The sequence below is a fragment of the Vibrio lamellibrachiae genome (assembly GCF_050337265.1).
GTDB classification, from domain to species: Bacteria; Pseudomonadota; Gammaproteobacteria; order Enterobacterales; family Vibrionaceae; genus Vibrio; species Vibrio kyushuensis.
This window is the reverse complement of record NZ_JAKJSU010000010.1, coordinates 74,407-90,037: the sequence shown is the minus strand read 5'-3', so window position 1 is coordinate 90,037 and position 15,631 is coordinate 74,407. Positions and strand designations below refer to the sequence as shown.

Here is a 15,631-nt window from a genome sequence, read left to right as displayed (position 1 = left end):
AGTCAGTATTGAATTCCATTCCTAAGATTGGCATATGGGTCGCGATAGCTATCGCGACCTTTGTCATTTCTGCATTAACAGCATTATTGTTAGAAGCGCCGTCCTTCGATCTTAGTTTAGTATGGGGCGATCCTTACTATCGTCATGTCACTAAGTTCAGTTTCTATCAGGCACTATTATCCTCATTGCTCAGTGTCGGATTTGCAATTCCAGTTGCGCATGCACTGTCGCGTCGCCATTTTAAAGGTAAAGATCTCGTACTCAAACTGTTTGCTACAACACTGGTGTTGCCTGTATTGGTTGGCGTATTTGGTTTGCTTGCGATTTACGGAAACAGTGGGTTGATATCGGTATGGCTCCAGCGCTTTGATAGCACAATGCCATTCTCGATCTATGGGTTGAATGGAATCTTGCTTGCTCACGTTTTCTTTAATCTCCCTTATGCCAGCCGACTGTTACTGCAAGCATTGGAAACCGTGCCTACTGAGCAACATAAACTTTGCGCGCACTTGGGCATGAGTCACTGGGATAAGTTTAAATGGGTTGAATGGCCAAGGCTGAAGCAGCAACTGCCACATGTGTTTGGCTTGGTGTTTATGCTCTGTTTCACCAGTTTTGCAACGGTGATGGCATTGGGAGGCGGACCAAAATCAACCACTATCGAGCTTGCCATCTATCAGGCAATCAAATTTGAGTTTGATCTTCAGGCTGGTGCGTTACTTGCGATATGGCAAATGCTGCTTTGTGCGGTGATTGCATTTAGTATTCAACGACTGTCAAAGCCTTTACCCGTAAGCTCTGGTGCAACACAAAAGCGCCTCTATTTGATCAATGATACATGGCGTTCAAAAGGGTGGGATAGCTTTTGGATCATGGGTGCTCTATTGCTCGTGTTACCCCCTTTACTTATGGTTATCCTTAGCGGGATGAATAGTCAATTACCTGTTGTGTTAAGTGACAGCCGTTTTTGGTCTGCGCTGTGGTCCTCTCTTAAAGTCGCCAGCTTGGCCAGCATTATTGCCGTGACCGTCGGGGTGAGTATTCTCGTTACTAGCCGCACACTTCGCTTGAGGAGCCAACATCGTCATGCCGACCAAATAGAGTTAATGGGCACTATCATTTTGGTGACGCCCGGCTTAGTCGTGAGTACTGGACTATTTTTGTTGCTGCGAAATATTACTGATGTATTTAGCGTTGCGAGTGTGGTGGTGGTTTCAGTAAATGCCTTGATGGCACTGCCTTATGTGATTAAAACCCTCGCTCAGCCCATGCTGCACATTGCCCAGCAATATCAATATGTGTGTGCCAGTCTTGGAATGAAAGGTTGGCAACGATTTAGAGTGGTTGAATTAAGAGCGCTTCGCAAACCAATGGCGCATGCCTTTGCGATAAGCTTTATGTTTTCTATAGGCGATCTCAGTGCCATTGCACTGTTTGGCAGCCAAGAGTTCAGAACACTACCTTTGTATTTATTTCAATTATTAGGCAGCTATCAAATGGATGCAGCCGCGGTTGTTTCAGTAACGTTATTACTATTGAGTGTGAGCTGTTTTGCAGTGATTGAAATGTTATTTAAAGCTAATGGGAGAGTGGGTAAGTGTTAAGTTTAAAAAATATAGATTACCACTATCATCAAGAGTGCTTTTGTTTTGATTTGAACATTGAGAAAGGCACAATTACGGCTTTAATGGGGCCGAGTGGGGCGGGTAAATCGACTTTACTAAGTTTGGTCGCTGGGTTTATCGACCCTGTTTCTGGCTCGATTGAAGTGGAAGAAAATTCGGTTGTGGGTCAGGCACCTTACCTGCGTCCATTTTCGATGTTATTCCAAGAGCACAATCTTTTTGCTCATCTCACAGTTCGAGAAAACATAGGCTTGGGCCTGCACCCAGGTTTGAAGCTCAATGACGCTCAAAAGCAGCAAGTGGTTGATGCAGCGCAACAAGTATCGGTCGATGAATTATTAGATAGGTTGCCTGAACACTTATCAGGAGGACAACGTCAGCGTGTTGCTCTAGCTCGGTGCTTTGTTCAGCCTCACCCGATCTGGTTACTTGATGAGCCTTTTTCTGCCCTTGATCCTGTCCTACGTGAAGAGATGTTGGCGCTGGTTAAACGTCTTGCTAATGAGAGAAACATTACTGTATTGATGGTGACACACCATATTAATGATGCTAAGTCGATTGCCAGTCACTTTGCGTTCATTGCCAATTACAAAGTAGAAGTTGTTGATACAGTCGATCAATTGACTGAATTGCATGAAAATAAACAGTTGGCTGAATTTGTTAAAGCCGCACAGTAGTTTTCATCTCTAAAACCATTTTTAAGCAATAAAAAAGGTTGATAAAATAAACTTATCAACCTTCTTACGTTACTTTTCGTGGAAGCTATACTATTTTTGTGTCGCTTCGTGCTGCTCTTTCAATACCTGAAAAACTTCGCGGAAGGCTTTTGCAGGCTTACCGGCTTTCTTCTCTTTATTGGCTTGACGAACTAGCTGGCGTAAGCGCTGGCGATCGGTATCAGGGTATAGATCCATAATATCAGCAATAGCACTATCACCTTCTTCAATCACTCGGTCGCGTAGCTTTTCAAGTTTATGAAATTCGACCGTTGCTTGTGAGTGCTTGTTGCGGATCTTATCTAGCCCCGCTTGCAATGGTTCAGTATCGAGCGTACGCATCATCTTACCAATGTATTGCAGTTGACGACGTTTCGCTTCATTCTTGAAACGTTGCGCATCTTTAATTGCATCAGCAAGATCTTCACTCATTGGGATCTTTTTCAACATAGTTGGTGTTAGAGCAACTAGCTCTTCCCCCAACTTTTGCAAGATATCCATATCGTGCTTCATTTCGGTTTTGCTCACCCAAATGATCTCTTCTTCCGGTTCCCAAGGCGCTTTCTGGTTTTTACGAGCCATCTTTTCTGCCTATATCACTGTCTTAAACTAATATTAGGTCTATTTTAACAACAATCGTGGGGAGATTGCGAAATTCTTGTTATCCTAAGCCAATATAATTCAAAAATGACTCAGATTAGATATGGATGTAAAACAACAAGTCGCTCAACAGCGCGTTGATTTAGAAGCCGCAGTCGCGAAAGCTCTTGAAATGGCTTCAGTGAGTGCAGATGCTGCAGAAGTTGCGATCACTAAATCAACGGGACTCAGTGTTTCTACTCGCATGTGCGAAGTTGAGAACGTTGAATTTAACAGTGATGGTGCGTTAGGGATTACTGTTTATCGAAATCAACAAAAGGGCAGTGCATCAACGTCTGATCTGAGTGATAAAGCGATTGCACAAACTGTCGCGGCAGCATTAGATATTGCTCAATATACTTCAGCCGATCCCAATGCAGGTCCCGCACCGAAAGAGTTTATGGTTACGGATATTCCAGATTTGGACCTTTTCCACCCGGATACGCCAGATCCTGATTACGCAGCACAGATTGCAATTGCAGCTGAAGAGAAAGCACTCTCATTCAGCGATAAAATTAAGCAGAGTGACGGCGCAAGCTACGACAGTCACTATGGCGTAAAGGTTTATGGTAATAGCCATGGTCTACTTGCAAGTTACGCATCGAGCCGTCATAGCACGAGCTGTTGTGTAATTGGTCAAGGTCAAAATGGTGAGATGGAGCGTGATTACAGCTATACGCTTGCACGTCATCGTGACGAACTATGGACACCAGAATCTGTTGGCCAGCAAGCGGCAGAGAAAACCATTAGCCGTTTAGATGCTAGAAAGCTGGCAACAGGAACTTATCCTGTGATGTTTGCGGCTGATGTGGCAACAGGGCTTATTGGTCACTTAGTCATGGCTATTAGCGGTGGTAACCTATATCGTAAGTCATCATTCTTGCTTGATAAACTCGGTGAGAAGATTCTACCAGAGTGGTTTAACATCTCAGAGCGCCCTCATGTTCTACGTGGTTTAGCGTCTAGCCCATTTGATAGTGAAGGTGTTTATACTCAAGACCGTGAAATTATCACTGATGGTGTTTTGGCTACTTACCTAATCACCAGTTACGCCGCGCGTAAAATGAATATGCAGGTAACTGGCCATGCTGGTGGTATCCACAACTGGTATGTTCAATCGACAGGTCAAAACTTTGAGCAGATGCTTAAAGAGCTTGGCACTGGCCTGCTAGTTACTGAAGTAATGGGCCAAGGTGTGAACATTGTGACTGGTGACTATTCTCGTGGCGCAGCTGGTTTCTGGGTTGAGAATGGTGAAATTCAATATCCAGTCTCTGAAATTACCATTGCTGGCGATTTGAAAGATATGCTTTCACGTATCGTCGCCGTTGGTAGTGATGTAGAAACTCGCTCTCAAATTCAAACCGGCTCTATTTTACTTGATACGATGAAGATTGCTGGCGAGTAACAAGTTTAGTTAAGCTTATAAAGCTAGATACCGAATAGAGAAAAGGCTTAACAGTGATTGCTGTTAAGCCTTTTTTAACTTTCTACTACCGGCTTTCACAAGAAAGCGCAGAGGAATTTGTTTTAATAACTAAATATTCTAATAACCAAATACTTAAATAACCAAAGTCGCCAAACCAAGGAAGACAAACAAGCCAATGACATCGGTGATGGTTGTGAGCATCATGCCGCCTGCCAGTGCAGGATCGATATCCATCTTTTTAAGCATGATAGGGATACTTACACCGGCGATACCAGCCACGAGTAAGTTGACCATCATAGCGGCAGAAATAATCCCACCGAGTACCCAGTCAGACTTCCAAGCAACAACAATTGCGCCAATGATTAATGCCCAGAGTATGCCATTTAAAAAGCCGATAGCCGCTTCCTTTAGCAGTAGTTCACGCTTGTTAGAGTCACCGATATGACCCAGAGCAAGACCACGAATAACGAGTGCCACGGTCTGGTTACCAGCAACACCGCCCATCGATGGAACGATGGTCATTAAGACGGCGATAGCTGCCATCTGTTCAAGCGTTGCTTCAAACATATTGGAAACGGATGCCGCAGTTAGAGCTGCGAGGACATTCACACCAAGCCAGATACTACGCTTGCGAGCGGATTTTACGACTGGTGCAAAGGTATCTTCATCATCATCAAGGCCCGCCATACTCATCATCGAGTGTTCGGCATCTTCACGAATTACATCAACCACATCATCAATGGTAATACGGCCAACAAGGTGTTGGTTCTTATCGACAACCGGTGCAGAAACCCAATTACGACGCTCAAACAGGCTAGCGACATCAGAATCACTGGTGTCTACCGAAATTGCCTCATCTGCGTCATCCATTACCTCGATGATTGGCATATCAGGTTGTGTGGTCAATAGTGCTATTAGTGGCAGTTGACCAATCAAGCGACTCTCTTGATCGATAACATAAAGTGAGTCCGTCGCCTCAGGCAGTTCACCTTTCATGCGAAGGTATCGCAACACAACATCCACATCGACATCTGCACGAATAGTGATAACGTCGGTATTCATAATACCGCCGGCCGTACCTTCAGAGTATGAAAGTGCAGTTTCTACACGCTGACGATCAGAAATGTCCATCTGTGACAGAACTTCACGCGAGACATCGTCAGGCAAGCTACGCAAAACGTAAGCAACATCATCGGTATCCATACCTTCGGTTGCTTCAGCCAGTGTCTCTGGAGCCATCTTCGAGACGAGTCCATCTTTGACATCTTCGCTGAGCTCATCGAGGATCTCACCGTAATCTTCGGGATCGGTCAGTTGCCATAGAACTTCACGGCTTTTTCGTGGAGAGGCTTCAAGGAGGTGAGCGATATCTTCAGGTTCCATGTCTTGCAGTTGGCGTCTGACATGGACAAAGCGACCATTTTCTAGTGCGTCGGTTACTTCTTGGAGGGCTTGGTGAGCCTGATCAAATTCAATTTGCTCTGCCATGGATTCCCCCTATCTCTTAGTACTTACAATGCTTTGAATAGTAACTTAATTCTATACCTAAGCAACTAATAATGTGGCTGACAGATGATAAAAATAATGTGGGTATTTAAGTGGTGAGTGGCGTTGAGGGTTACTCTTCTTCTTCAAAACGGTCTTCAATTAAATGACAAATTGCTTCTAGAGCGTTAATTGCGTCATTACCTTCAGCGTTGATCGTAACATGTTGCCCTTGAGCAGACTCTAGCATCAGAAGTCCCATTACGCCGTCAGCGGTTGCTTCCGTACCTTCATGATTGATGATCGTTAGGATGGCGTCAAAAGACTGAGCAAGCTCAACAAGTTTAACAGCAGCGCGAGCGTGCAGCCCAAGACGGTTTTGAATTAAAACAGTACGACTTTGTTGCTGCATATTAGTCCCTTTAAATAGCGGTATTAATAAAATAGAGGCAGGGTTTTATGAGTGATGCTCTTCTAAAGAGGCATGACGAATTTGAACCTGTTTGCCAAGCTTCGAAAAGTACTCACCAATCTGTTGAGTCAAATAGACGGAGCGATGTTTTCCACCAGTACAACCAATGGCTACCGTTAGGTAACTACGATTGTTGTTTTCTAAATTTGGTAGCCAATTAGAAATGAAGGTTTGAATCTGATTTTTTAATTCCGTTACTTCATTGTGGCTTTCTAAGAACTCAATAATCGGCTGATTGAGCCCCGTCATTGGGCGAAGCTCTGGCTCCCAGTGGGGATTGGGTAGAAATCTGACATCAAAGATATAGTCAGCATCGTTAGGCAGACCATATTTGAACCCAAATGACTGGAAAACCATGATTAGATCTTTGCTTTCACACCCTTCAACTTTCATTCTTACTGTTTCACTCAGTTCGTGAAGAGACTGGTTACTGCTATCAATAAGTAGGTTAGCGTGCTCTTTAACTGGCGAGAGAACCGTTTTTTCTAGTTCGATAGCTTGAGCAAGTGAAGGTTTTGAGTCACTTAGCGAGAGAGGGTGGATTCGACGGGTTTCGCTGTAGCGCTTAAGTAGCGTTTCTTGGTTTGCATCAAGAAACAGCACACTGATATTGCTGTTCTCTTGCAGTTTAGTGACGAGGTCATCGACCAATGTAGGTTCTTTTGGCAGGTTTCGAATATCGATACTTACTGCTACGTTTTGTTTGCTGTCACTGACCGAGTGCATAAATGCATCCAATAAATTAACAGGAAGGTTATCAACGCAGTAGTATCCAAGATCTTCGAGAACTCTCAGTGCAACGCTTTTTCCGGCACCTGAGTGACCACTAACAACAATTAAACGCATGATAGAACTCAGTGATTGATCATGATGTTGTAAAGCTCTTCATCATTTTGAGCATTACGCAGCTGTTTTAACACTTGTTTGTCATTTAGGCGTGCAGCCATGGATGACAATGTTTTGAGGTGTTCTTTACATTGCTCTTCAGGTACCAGTAAAGCAAAAAGTAAATCAACAGGTCGATTATCAATCGCACCAAACTCGATTGGCTGCTCGCACTGCAGTAGTACAGCGATTGCGTGGTCACTTGAATTCATTCGTGCGTGAGGAATGGCAATACCGTTACCAATCCCTGTGCTGCCAACCTTTTCGCGGCTGAGCATACATTCAAATAACTCTGTTGAGTTTTGCCCTGTTTGGTTTGCAACGATCTCGCTGATCATCTCTAGGGCTCTTTTTTTGCTGGTGCATTGAACTGCACTTTTGGTGCAGTTCAATGTCAATACTTCGCTTAATTGCATGGTTAATGGCTACTTAGCTTTTCTTTGTGCTTATTGAGTTGTCTTACGAGTTTATCCACGAGTGAGTCAATCGCCGCATACATACTTTCATCATCTGCGGTGGCGTGAATATCTCCCTGATTTACGTGCAGCGTAGCTTCAGCGATCTGGCGTACTTTTTCAACCTTCAATACCACATGAACGTCATTTATGTGGTCAAAAAACCGCTCGAGCTTTTTAAATTTGGTATTTACATAGTCTTGCATTGAATCGGTAAGATCAACGTGATGGGCATTAATATTGATTTGCATAGACTTTCCTTTTCAGTTTGGGCCTTTATAGCAGGCGTTTACGCTGACTTGATGGGGCAATGCCCAAAGATTCGCGGTACTTCGCTATCGTCCGTCTAGCAACCTGAATCCCTTGTTCAGCCAGTAAGGCTGCAATTTTGCTATCACTGAGTGGTTTTGCGGTATTTTCTGCCGCAACCAACTTTTTGATAAGAGCACGTATTGCAGTGGATGAACATTCTCCTCCGTTGTCAGTACTGACATGGCTAGAGAAGAAATATTTCAACTCGAATATACCTCTAGGGGTATGCATAAATTTCTGTGTCGTGACTCGAGATATGGTTGACTCATGCATTTCAACCGCTAATGCAACATCATTGAGAACCATCGGTTTCATCGCTTCTTCTCCATATTCGAAGAAATCGCGCTGATGTTCAACTATGCATTTGGCAACTTTGAGCAGCGTCTCGTTTCTGCTTTCTAAGCTTTTGATTAACCACTTGGCTTCTTGCAAGTTACTTCTGATGTATTGGCTATCAGGGCTACTGCCTTTACCAAGACTGGCATATTGCTGATTAACTTTTAGCTTTGGAACACTGTCTGGGTTAATGGTGACAACCCATTTGCCATGATCTTTAAACACAGAGACGTCAGGAATAACGTACTCAGCATGGTCTGGTGTAATGCGGCTGCCGGGTCTTGGATCAAGTTGTTGGATCAGAGTGAGTACGTCACGAAGATCGGCTTCTTTTAACTTAGTCTCTTTGATGATCAGTTTGTAATCACGATTACCGAGTTGATCGATGTGATCGCTGAGCACCAGCTTTGCTTCTTCTAGCCAGGGTGTCTCTTTAGGGAAAGTAGCGAGTTGAAGGAGTAAGCAGTCTTGTAGATTTGCAGAGCCAACCCCAAGAGGGTCAAACTGCTGAATACGTTTGCGAACCGCTTCTATCTCGTCTAGCTCTATCTCTTCGCTATCAAAGCTTTCTAAGATATCGGTGGTCGAGATAGTGAGATAGCCATAGTCGTCTATAGCGTCAATGATCGCTAAGGCGATGGTTCTATCGGTATCGCTAAATGGAGTTAAATCGAGTTGCCAAAATAGGTAATCTTGCAGTGACTGGGTTGTTTCGCCTTGATAGACAGGTGCATCATCATCGAATGCAATCCCGGTGCTACCAGTGTTAGCGGAATAGACATCTTCCCATGTTGTGTCTATCTCAAGGTCATTGCTGATCTCCGACTTTTCAATTAACTCTGAACTGTCTTTTAGATCTGGTTCTGCTAATTCAGGTTCGGCGACTTCAACCGTCGGTTCTTTATCTTCAGTCGTGTTTTTTTCTTGGGCGACGGGTTCGTCACTCGGCTCTTCGACATCGAGCAGCGGATTAGAATCAAGCGCTTCTTGAATCTCTTGCTGAAGGTCGAGAGTCGACAATTGCAACAAACGAATCGCTTGTTGCAACTGGGGAGTCATGGCTAACTGTTGACCTAGCTTGAGCTGTAATGAGGGTTTCATTCAGTATCGCTTACCTTGTTATTATTAGAATCCACTTCGCTCTCTATTTAATCATAGACGGAATTGTTCACCGAGATAAACTTGTTTTACTTGTTCATTATTGAGAACATCTGCCGGAGTTCCTTCCGCGATAAGATGTCCTTGGCTCACTATGTAAGCTTTTTCACATACATCAAGGGTTTCACGAACGTTATGGTCGGTAATCAGTACACCTAAACCACGATCACGTAAGTGCTCAATGATTTTCTTAATATCGATAACTGAGATTGGGTCAACACCTGCAAACGGTTCATCAAGCAAAATGAACTGAGGGTTAGCAGCCAGTGCTCGTGCTATCTCGACTCGGCGACGCTCACCACCAGAAAGCGCCATACCGGCACTTTTTCGGATGTGTTGAATGTGGAACTCTTCGAGCAGATCCTCGAGTTTATCTTGTCGCTCTTCTTGTGTGATCTCTTCACGAGTTTCAAGAACGGCCATGATGTTATCTTCTACTGATAGCTTACGAAAAATAGACGCTTCTTGTGGAAGGTAGCCAATCCCCATTCGAGAGCGGCTGTGCATCGGTAGGATACTAATATCTTTATCATCGATACTGATCTTACCTTCATCACGTGCAACCAACCCAACAATCATGTAGAACGACGTTGTTTTACCTGCCCCATTCGGCCCAAGTAACCCGACAATTTGTCCCGACTCAACCTGTAGGCTCACGTCAGAAACTACGCGGCGGTTTTTATAACTTTTCGCCAGATTTTCAGCTTTTAGTATCGACATAGTTATTCTTGTACCGTTTGAGGTTGTAGTACTGTAGATACGCGATCGCCATTATTACCATCAGCAATAAGCTTCTGGTCTGTAATCTGATAGCGGATCTTTGAACCGCGAGTGATGCTGTCGTCTTGAGAGAGCATGGCGCGCTTGATCATCGTTAAGCGGTCATCAACCATTTTGTAATAGAGCTCTTCAGCTTCACCGTAAAGCGTCTTGCCATCATCTGTAAGTTGAGAGAAGGTTGCTAGATCGCCATACCCTTCAATCTCTTCAATGGTGCCATCTTCTGGGTTACGCAGCACAATAACTTTGTCAGCATTAATATTAATGCTGCCTTGCTTTAACTTAACGTCACCAATGAAAGTGACTTTATTGCTTTGCATATCAAGATGCTGGCTGTCTGAATCTATGTAAACGGGTTGGTCTTTATCTGTCGAGAGCGCCATTGCGCTACCTGAAGCGGCCAAACAAGCAATCAGGCTAAGGTGCGAGAGTTTCATATCTACCTTGAACATAGTTGTAAAGAACAGCGTTGTTATCAGCAAAGTTGCCTTTCATCGCCTGTCCTTCTGTTTCAAATTGTGGGCCCACAAGAACAACTTGGTTGTCAGCCCAAAAATCACGATTGGTTAATTTAATACTGAGTTCTTCTGTCGACATCGTATCAAAACCTGATTCAGCGAGCAGGTTATTAGCAATTACATTGTCATACAGAGTCAAAATTTGATCGCTATCGAGTAAGGCTCTATCAGCGGTAATTTCCCACTCTTGCTCAGTACCTTCTTTGTATATTTTAAGTACTGGTAAATCAAACCAAGTGTCACCACTTTCGGCAAAGTTTTCCAAATATACCGAGGTAATGATATAGCTGCGAATGCCACTTTCCGTGTAAGAGACGTTCTCAATATCACGACCTGTAAACATTGGAAGCTCTTGGTTTGGTGCTACTTGAATATCAAACTCTTGTTCTTTGTCATACAGGTAATACGTCGACCATGTGATGACAAAAAATAGTAATAGATAAATAATACGAGACAGACTCATATACTAAGGCCTTTATGGCAATCAAGTTCATCGCGTGCTTGAAGAATTAAATCACACACTTCACGAACGGCCCCGTGACCACCTTTAATCGATGTGACGTAGTTGGCACGTTTGGCGAGCAGTGGGTGTCCATCAGCAACGCAGACTTTTAAACCGACTTTTTCCATTACTGGCCAGTCAATTAAGTCATCTCCAATATAACCTGTTTGTTCTGGTGCAACATTGAGCTTGTCACAAATATCCAAATAGGCTTTTACTTTGTCGTCTTGACCTTGATAAATGAGTGAAATACCAAGAGCTGTCATGCGATTTTCAACAATTTGAGATTTACGGCCAGTAATAATGGCGATTTCAATACCTGCGTTCATTAACGACTTAACACCATAGCCATCACGGGTATGAAAAGTCTTAAGCTCTTCACCATTGTTGCCCATATAGATGCGACCATCTGAGAATACGCCATCAACATCGCATATAAGCAGTTTGATCTCTTTGGCGATAGCAACAATTTCAGCATCAACAGAGCCGTATAGGGTTTCTACTTGATTTTTAAGAGCATGAGTACTCATTACATTACTCCAGCTTTTAGCATGTCATGCATATTTAGTGCGCCAACAAGTCGGCCTTCATGGCAAAGCATAAGACCATTGATGCTTTTCTCTTGCATCAAGTTCAACCCTTCTGCGGCGAGCATATCAGGATGTGCAATGCTCGGATTTTTCGTCATAACTTCACCAATGGTTGAGCTATGAATGTCGATACGTTTGTCTAGAATACGCCTTAAATCACCATCGGTAAATATACCGACGAGGTGTTGGTCTTTATCGACAACAGCTGTCATACCAAGCCCCTTTTGGCTTATTTCGAGCAAAGCATCACGAATAAGGGTGTCGGCAGTAACAGTCGGTAATGTATTACCAGAATGCATGATATCTGACAGTTTAAGCAGTAACTTGCGCCCAAGGGCACCACCAGGGTGAGACATTGCAAAATCTTCAGCAGTAAAGCCACGTGCTTCCATTAAAGCCACGGCTAATGCATCGCCCATCACAAGTGTTGCAGTTGTGCTGGAGGTCGGTGCAAGTTCAAGAGGGCAAGCTTCTTTTGGTACGGTAATTTGCAAGTGGAAATCCGCAAGTGTTGCCATATTAGATTTAGGTTTGCCAGTCATGCTGATGATGCAAATATTACGACGTTTTAGTACCGGAAACAGCGATAGAATTTCAGACGATTCACCCGAATTTGAAATCGCGAGTACAATATCACTAGAACCAATCATGCCTAAATCGCCGTGAGCGGCTTCTCCAGGGTGAACAAAGAAAGAAGGCGTTCCGGTACTCGCTAATGACGCTGCAATCTTATTGCCAATGTGCCCAGACTTCCCCATTCCCATGACAACAACCTTACCTTTGTTGGTAAGGATTCGCTCACAGGCTCCAGAGAAGTCTTGATTAAGATACTGTTCTAGCTGTTCCAAAGCTTGAATTTCAGTCGTCAGGACTTGCTTGGCGACACGGCGATAATCAAAAGTTGAGGACATAGCGCTACTCCAAATCTGCGTTATGCAGTCATATTGATGATGAGATAAGCCTGATAAGCAATAAAGAGGGTGAATAGAACTCCGCCCTCTATGCGATTAATACTGCGAGATTTGCCCAGAGCCATAACAACGAGTAGAAGAGAAACGGCTAGCATGACCCAGAAGTCGCGGTCCATTGCCTGTGCATTAATAATCGATGGGCTTAAAATACCAGGGATGCCCATCACTGCGAGAATATTGAATACATTTGAGCCAATAATGTTACCGACCGCCATGTCGTCTTCGCCCTTTAATACACCGGCTAAAGAGGCAGCAAGCTCAGGCAAGCTGGTACCAACGGCAATAATAGTGAGACCAATGACTAGGTCACTCATGCCAAAGAATTTAGCGATAATTACGGCGTTATTGACTAGTACACTTGCTGCAATCGGCAGAATAATCAAACCGATGACAACCCACATACCGGCTTTTATGTTACTCACACCCTCAGGGACTTCGGACTCTTGTTCATCAATGAGTGCATCACCATTTTTCTTCTCATTTCTGCTGATGCGTAACATCGTTAGGATGAAAAAGGCGAATAGAACAAACAGTAGTATACCTTCAGGGCGGCCAAGGTGATTATCCCACAAAATAACACCAGCAACTAAGGTCACGCCTATCATTAAAGGAAGTTCACGCCTTAGAACCGCAGAGCTAATCGAGAGAGGCTTAATTAACGCGGTAATACCGAGAATTAAGGCAATGTTTGCGATGTTTGAACCCAATACGTTACCAACGGCAGTATCGGTTTTGCCATCCAATGCGGCAGTGGCTGAAACCATCATTTCAGGTGCTGAAGAACCCATGGCTAGTATTGTCATACCGATAACCAATGGTGATATTCCAACATTTCGTGCAAGTGCAGCAGCACCAAAAACCAGTTTGTCCGCACTCCATACTAAAAATACGAGTCCGACAATGAGAAATGCTACAGCTTCCAGCATGATGATTCCTAAAATTATTTCAATAATGGCATAACCGTTAATTTTGACGGTTTGGTCGCTAAAAGGGAAGATTTAGATGAAATTAATTCTCTGTTAGTCGGTAACTTGTCTCGATGTTGACAACAAAGGGACGAATTTTTTCGACGCAATATCGAATTCAAAGCCTAATACTTTAATTTAATGAGTAATATGCTTATGATTCATAATCTAATGGATGCACATTTATGGATGATACTCAGTGCCTATGCCAGCAAGTGATCTCATTACAATCAACCAATTAAACTTCTCTCGTTCGGGAAGAGTCATTTTTGACGATATAACCTTGTCTGTTCCTACCGGAAAAATTACCGCGATTATGGGGCCGTCAGGGATAGGCAAAACGACGCTACTTCGATTGATCGGTGGTCAGCTATCACCTAACTCTGGCGAAATATGGTTTGATGGTGACAATATTCCTCAGCTAAATCGCAAGCAATTGTATCAAGCCCGTAAAAAAATGAGCATGCTGTTCCAGTCAGGTGCTCTGTTCACCGACTTAAGCGTGTTTGATAATGTTGCCTACCCTTTGCGAGAGCATACCAAGCTAGACGAGTCGTTAATTCGCACCTTAGTTCTGCTAAAACTTGAAGCCGTAGGTTTACGTGGTGCAGCGCAATTAATGCCAAGCGAGCTATCTGGTGGTATGGCAAGGCGTGCAGCCTTAGCTCGAGCTATCGCGCTTGACCCTGAACTCATCATGTATGACGAACCTTTTGTTGGCCAAGACCCGATCACTATGGGGGTTTTAGTTGAGCTCATCCGTAACTTAAATCAGGCGTTGGGTGTCACCTCTGTCGTTGTTTCTCATGATGTCCCTGAAGTGATGAGTATTGCCGACTGGGTTTACTTACTTGCTGATGGAAAGGTCATTGCACAAGGCTCCCCTCAAGAACTTGAGGAGAATACTGATCCTAAAGTTGTACAGTTCTTACAAGGTTTCGCGGATGGACCCGTTCCATTTCGTTACCCTGCTCGTGATATTAAACAGGAGTTATTTTAATGATTGCGACTTTGATGGCGTTTATATCAAGCATTGGTCAGCGCGCGATCTCAATATGTGAATCTTTTGGTCGAGCCAGTTTTATGCTTTATGGCGCGCTTATCACTCGACCACAACCGATAAAAAACTTTCCTCTATTGTTGAAGCAACTGCATAGCGTTGGCGTTCAGTCTTTAGCCATTATCCTCGTATCAGGTCTATTTATTGGCATGGTACTGAGCTTGCAGGGTTACGTAGTATTGGTTGATTACGGTGCTGAGGGCAGTTTAGGCCAAATGGTTGCACTCTCTCTATTACGAGAGCTGGGCCCTGTAGTGACGGCATTGCTCTTTGCAGGGCGAGCAGGCTCTGCGCTAACTGCTGAAATTGGCCTTATGAAAGCAACCGAACAGCTATCAAGCCTAGAAATGATGGCTGTCGATCCCCTTAAGCGAATTATTGCACCAAGGTTCTGGGCGGGGATTATTTCTATGCCGCTGCTTGCGATGATCTTTATGGCAGTTGGCATTTGGGGTGGTCAACTGGTAGGGGTCGATTGGAAAGGCATCGATCACGGAAGCTTTTGGTCAGCGATGCAATCTTCGGTAGAACTGGGTAAAGACATTGGTAATAGCGTGATTAAATGTATGGTGTTTGCTTTTACCATTACATGGATAGCGTTATTTAATGGTTATGACTCTGTACCTACATCTGAGGGAATTAGCCAAGCCACGACACGTACTGTTGTACACTCATCTCTAGCTGTATTAGGGCTAGACTTTATACTGACCGCATTGATGTTTGGGAATTAATC

18 protein-coding genes are annotated in these 15,631 nt (G+C 43.9%); 5 read left to right on the top strand and 13 right to left on the bottom strand.

The annotated features are described in order from the left end of the window. Positions 1–8: 8 nt before the first annotated feature. Positions 9–1,604 carry a thiamine/thiamine pyrophosphate ABC transporter permease ThiP gene (gene thiP, locus L4C54_RS17160; RefSeq protein ID WP_428809130.1) on the top strand — a complete coding sequence of 532 codons (1,596 nt, stop codon included), beginning with the start codon at positions 9–11 and terminating at the stop codon, positions 1,602–1,604. Next, positions 1,598–2,302, top strand: coding sequence for a thiamine ABC transporter ATP-binding protein (gene thiQ / locus L4C54_RS17155; protein ID WP_428809129.1), 705 nt, complete (start codon positions 1,598–1,600; stop codon positions 2,300–2,302). The genes thiP and thiQ overlap by 7 nt, the downstream gene beginning before the upstream one ends. Positions 2,303–2,392: 90 nt before the next feature. Here thiQ and yjgA read toward each other — a convergent pair whose 3' ends face one another. Further along, a complete protein-coding gene (gene yjgA, locus L4C54_RS17150) occupies positions 2,393–2,923 on the bottom strand; it encodes a ribosome biogenesis factor YjgA (protein WP_428809128.1) in 531 nt (176 codons plus the stop codon). A 121-nt stretch (positions 2,924–3,044) separates the two neighbouring features. Between yjgA and pmbA the strand changes: the two genes are divergently transcribed. Next, entirely contained in the window at positions 3,045–4,388 is a 1,344-nt protein-coding gene (gene pmbA / locus L4C54_RS17145; RefSeq protein ID WP_428802622.1) for a metalloprotease PmbA, read from the top strand. A 153-nt stretch (positions 4,389–4,541) separates the two neighbouring features. Here the strand turns inward: pmbA and mgtE are convergent, their stop codons facing one another. The 12 genes from mgtE to L4C54_RS17085 all read right to left on the bottom strand — a co-directional run bounded on the left by mgtE (position 4,542) and on the right by L4C54_RS17085 (position 13,799). Continuing rightward, positions 4,542–5,897, bottom strand: a complete 1,356-nt coding sequence (gene mgtE / locus L4C54_RS17140; RefSeq protein ID WP_428802621.1) for a magnesium transporter — start codon at positions 5,895–5,897, stop codon at positions 4,542–4,544. 130 nt (positions 5,898–6,027) lie between these two features. Beyond that, complete coding sequence (locus tag L4C54_RS17135) at positions 6,028–6,306, bottom strand: HPr family phosphocarrier protein (RefSeq protein ID WP_428802620.1); 279 nt, start codon at positions 6,304–6,306, stop codon at positions 6,028–6,030. 45 nt (positions 6,307–6,351) lie between these two features. Further along, positions 6,352–7,212 (bottom strand): RNase adapter RapZ, encoded by an 861-nt coding sequence (gene rapZ / locus L4C54_RS17130; RefSeq protein WP_428809127.1) that lies wholly within the window; start codon positions 7,210–7,212, stop codon positions 6,352–6,354. Positions 7,213–7,220: 8 nt separating this feature from the next. Continuing rightward, on the bottom strand, positions 7,221–7,667 hold the full coding sequence (gene ptsN, locus L4C54_RS17125) for a PTS IIA-like nitrogen regulatory protein PtsN (protein ID WP_428802618.1): 447 nt from the start codon (positions 7,665–7,667) through the stop codon (positions 7,221–7,223). 2 nt (positions 7,668–7,669) lie between these two features. Next, positions 7,670–7,957 (bottom strand): ribosome hibernation promoting factor, encoded by a 288-nt coding sequence (hpf, locus tag L4C54_RS17120; RefSeq protein ID WP_428802617.1) that lies wholly within the window; start codon positions 7,955–7,957, stop codon positions 7,670–7,672. A gap of 25 nt (positions 7,958–7,982) precedes the next feature. Beyond that, positions 7,983–9,455 carry an RNA polymerase factor sigma-54 gene (locus tag L4C54_RS17115; RefSeq protein ID WP_428802616.1) on the bottom strand — a complete coding sequence of 491 codons (1,473 nt, stop codon included), beginning with the start codon at positions 9,453–9,455 and terminating at the stop codon, positions 7,983–7,985. A gap of 51 nt (positions 9,456–9,506) precedes the next feature. Further along, a complete protein-coding gene (gene lptB / locus L4C54_RS17110; RefSeq protein WP_428802615.1) occupies positions 9,507–10,232 on the bottom strand; it encodes an LPS export ABC transporter ATP-binding protein in 726 nt (241 codons plus the stop codon). A gap of 2 nt (positions 10,233–10,234) precedes the next feature. Next, the gene (gene lptA / locus L4C54_RS17105; RefSeq protein WP_428809126.1) at positions 10,235–10,729 is read right to left on the bottom strand and encodes a lipopolysaccharide transport periplasmic protein LptA; all 495 of its coding nucleotides are present in this window, start codon (positions 10,727–10,729) and stop codon (positions 10,235–10,237) included. Next, positions 10,710–11,273, bottom strand: a complete 564-nt coding sequence (gene lptC, locus L4C54_RS17100; protein WP_428809125.1) for an LPS export ABC transporter periplasmic protein LptC — start codon at positions 11,271–11,273, stop codon at positions 10,710–10,712. Before lptC ends, lptA begins: the two co-directional genes overlap by 20 nt. Then, entirely contained in the window at positions 11,270–11,842 is a 573-nt protein-coding gene (gene kdsC, locus L4C54_RS17095; RefSeq protein ID WP_428809124.1) for a 3-deoxy-manno-octulosonate-8-phosphatase KdsC, read from the bottom strand. The genes lptC and kdsC overlap by 4 nt, the downstream gene beginning before the upstream one ends. After that, the gene (locus tag L4C54_RS17090) at positions 11,842–12,813 is read right to left on the bottom strand and encodes a KpsF/GutQ family sugar-phosphate isomerase (protein WP_428809123.1); all 972 of its coding nucleotides are present in this window, start codon (positions 12,811–12,813) and stop codon (positions 11,842–11,844) included. Before L4C54_RS17090 ends, kdsC begins: the two co-directional genes overlap by 1 nt. A 20-nt stretch (positions 12,814–12,833) precedes the next feature. Beyond that, a complete protein-coding gene (locus L4C54_RS17085) occupies positions 12,834–13,799 on the bottom strand; it encodes a calcium/sodium antiporter (RefSeq protein ID WP_428809122.1) in 966 nt (321 codons plus the stop codon). 244 nt (positions 13,800–14,043) lie between these two features. Between L4C54_RS17085 and mlaF the strand changes: the two genes are divergently transcribed. Both mlaF and mlaE read left to right on the top strand, forming a co-directional pair. Further along, positions 14,044–14,838 (top strand): phospholipid ABC transporter ATP-binding protein MlaF, encoded by a 795-nt coding sequence (gene mlaF, locus L4C54_RS17080; RefSeq protein WP_428809260.1) that lies wholly within the window; start codon positions 14,044–14,046, stop codon positions 14,836–14,838. A gap of 14 nt (positions 14,839–14,852) precedes the next feature. Next, complete coding sequence (mlaE, locus tag L4C54_RS17075) at positions 14,853–15,629, top strand: lipid asymmetry maintenance ABC transporter permease subunit MlaE (RefSeq protein WP_428809259.1); 777 nt, start codon at positions 14,853–14,855, stop codon at positions 15,627–15,629. Positions 15,630–15,631: the final 2 nt, after the last annotated feature.

What these genes read in the sequence shown, in the direction of transcription:
- yjgA (WP_428809128.1), bottom strand. Translation starts at nt 2,923, where the DNA reads ATGGCTCGTAAAAACCAGAAAGCGCCTTGGGAACCGGAAGAAGAGATC.
- pmbA (WP_428802622.1), top strand. Translation starts at nt 3,045, where the DNA reads ATGGATGTAAAACAACAAGTCGCTCAACAGCGCGTTGATTTAGAAGCC.
- mgtE (WP_428802621.1), bottom strand. Translation starts at nt 5,897, where the DNA reads ATGGCAGAGCAAATTGAATTTGATCAGGCTCACCAAGCCCTCCAAGAA.
- L4C54_RS17135 (WP_428802620.1), bottom strand. Translation starts at nt 6,306, where the DNA reads ATGCAGCAACAAAGTCGTACTGTTTTAATTCAAAACCGTCTTGGGCTG.
- rapZ (WP_428809127.1), bottom strand. Translation starts at nt 7,212, where the DNA reads ATGCGTTTAATTGTTGTTAGTGGTCACTCAGGTGCCGGAAAAAGCGTT.
- ptsN (WP_428802618.1), bottom strand. Translation starts at nt 7,667, where the DNA reads ATGCAATTAAGCGAAGTATTGACATTGAACTGCACCAAAAGTGCAGTT.
- hpf (WP_428802617.1), bottom strand. Translation starts at nt 7,957, where the DNA reads ATGCAAATCAATATTAATGCCCATCACGTTGATCTTACCGATTCAATG.
- L4C54_RS17115 (WP_428802616.1), bottom strand. Translation starts at nt 9,455, where the DNA reads ATGAAACCCTCATTACAGCTCAAGCTAGGTCAACAGTTAGCCATGACT.
- lptB (WP_428802615.1), bottom strand. Translation starts at nt 10,232, where the DNA reads ATGTCGATACTAAAAGCTGAAAATCTGGCGAAAAGTTATAAAAACCGC.
- lptA (WP_428809126.1), bottom strand. Translation starts at nt 10,729, where the DNA reads ATGAAACTCTCGCACCTTAGCCTGATTGCTTGTTTGGCCGCTTCAGGT.
- lptC (WP_428809125.1), bottom strand. Translation starts at nt 11,273, where the DNA reads ATGAGTCTGTCTCGTATTATTTATCTATTACTATTTTTTGTCATCACA.
- kdsC (WP_428809124.1), bottom strand. Translation starts at nt 11,842, where the DNA reads ATGAGTACTCATGCTCTTAAAAATCAAGTAGAAACCCTATACGGCTCT.
- L4C54_RS17090 (WP_428809123.1), bottom strand. Translation starts at nt 12,813, where the DNA reads ATGTCCTCAACTTTTGATTATCGCCGTGTCGCCAAGCAAGTCCTGACG.
- L4C54_RS17085 (WP_428809122.1), bottom strand. Translation starts at nt 13,799, where the DNA reads ATGCTGGAAGCTGTAGCATTTCTCATTGTCGGACTCGTATTTTTAGTA.
- mlaF (WP_428809260.1), top strand. Translation starts at nt 14,044, where the DNA reads ATGCCAGCAAGTGATCTCATTACAATCAACCAATTAAACTTCTCTCGT.
- mlaE (WP_428809259.1), top strand. Translation starts at nt 14,853, where the DNA reads ATGGCGTTTATATCAAGCATTGGTCAGCGCGCGATCTCAATATGTGAA.